The 1,412-nt window shown below is 41.9% G+C and carries 1 protein-coding gene; it reads left to right on the top strand.

Annotated features, from left to right (window positions below):
• Nucleotides 1–91: 91 nt before the first annotated feature.
• Nucleotides 92–1,399: an IS4 family transposase gene (locus AB4351_RS08150; RefSeq protein WP_029235596.1), complete on the top strand. Its 1,308-nt coding sequence runs from the start codon at nucleotides 92–94 to the stop codon at nucleotides 1,397–1,399.
• Nucleotides 1,400–1,412: the final 13 nt, after the last annotated feature.

Genomic DNA, 1,412 nt, shown 5'->3' with positions numbered 1-1,412 from the left:
TAATGCCGATCAGTTAAAGCCAAAGCGATCGGTTGAAGGATCCTTCAGAGCTGTCAAAATCCAAGTGTATTTAATGCACTTGGATTTTTTTATGGATGTTTCTCAAGCTCTAAACATAATTAATGATTGGAAACCTAGCAGCGTTGAGACTTTGTCTGACTTGCTTCCAATTGAACTCATCGACGAAGCCTATTCTCTTACTGATACTGTCACGATGAGAAAGAGGAAATTAACTTTAGAATCCATGGTGTGGCTGCTTGTTGGAATGGCTATCTATAACAGTAAATCCATGAAAGATTTAGTGAACCAACTTGATATTGTCGACCGTACAGGTAAAGCTTTTGTCGCACCGAGTGCGTTAACTCAACGTCGAAAGACGTTGGGTGAAGACGCAATTAAAGCGGTCTTTGAGCGAATGACTACGTCATGGTTAAACAGTGCAAAGTTACCCCAATGGAATGGATTAACGCTGCTTGGCGTCGATGGCGTTGTTTGGCGAACGCCCGATAACCCGCAAAATGAAAAGGCATTTTCTCGACAAAAAGGGACGCAATATCCGCAAGTGAGAATGGTCTGCCAAATGGAACTAAGCAGTCACATTATTACGGCCAGTGCATTTGATAATTACAATACAAACGAAATGATATTAGCTGAAAAACTGATAGAAACAACACCAAACCATAGCGTAACAATGTTCGATAAGGGGTTCTATTCTTTAGGTTTATTACATAAATGGCAAGACTCTGGCTCAGAGCGCCATTGGCTTATCCCCCTCAAGAAAAATACACAATATGACATTGTTCAATCTTTAGGGCGAAATGACAAACTTGTTCAATTACACAGTAATCCAAGAGCTAGAAAGCTATGGCCTGATTTACCAAAGTCGATAACCGCTCGACTTGTCACTCGTAAAATTAAAGGAAAAGACTACCAAGTATTAACCTCCATGACGGACTCCCTGCGTTACCCATCAAAAGATATTGCAGGCCTTTATGAGCATCGTTGGGAAATAGAGCTGGGCTACCGAGAGCAAAAACAATACATGCTTGGAAACCGTCTTACGCTGCGAAGTCGTTTACCAGAGCTGGTCAAGCAGGAGTTATGGGGCATCTTGCTTACTTACAATTTAATCCGATATCAGATGGTCGAGCTCTGCTTCAATTTAAAGGGAAATTACCTTCCTTATCAACTGAGTTTTAACGGCACGTTAGCTCATGTATCAGCGTTACTTGTAGGCTTACCTTATTCAACACCAGGCGCAATACCTCGTCAGCTAAAGGGGTTCCACAACATGGCTGAAAGCTTAATACTTGAAGGGCGAAGGGAAAGGACATTCCCTAGAAGAGTTAAACCCAGACCACAACGGTATGCTAAGAACAAAAATGCCGTTCACTCTTAAGTGAACGGCATTA

The organism is Vibrio sp. 10N.261.51.F11, from assembly GCF_041471665.1.
In the GTDB taxonomy this organism is placed as follows: Bacteria; Pseudomonadota; Gammaproteobacteria; order Enterobacterales; family Vibrionaceae; genus Vibrio; species Vibrio crassostreae_C.
Note: the sequence above shows the minus strand (reverse complement) of the source record. Positions and strands in the feature narration are given on the sequence as shown.

What these genes read in the sequence shown, in the direction of transcription:
- AB4351_RS08150 (WP_029235596.1), top strand. Translation starts at nt 92, where the DNA reads ATGGATGTTTCTCAAGCTCTAAACATAATTAATGATTGGAAACCTAGC.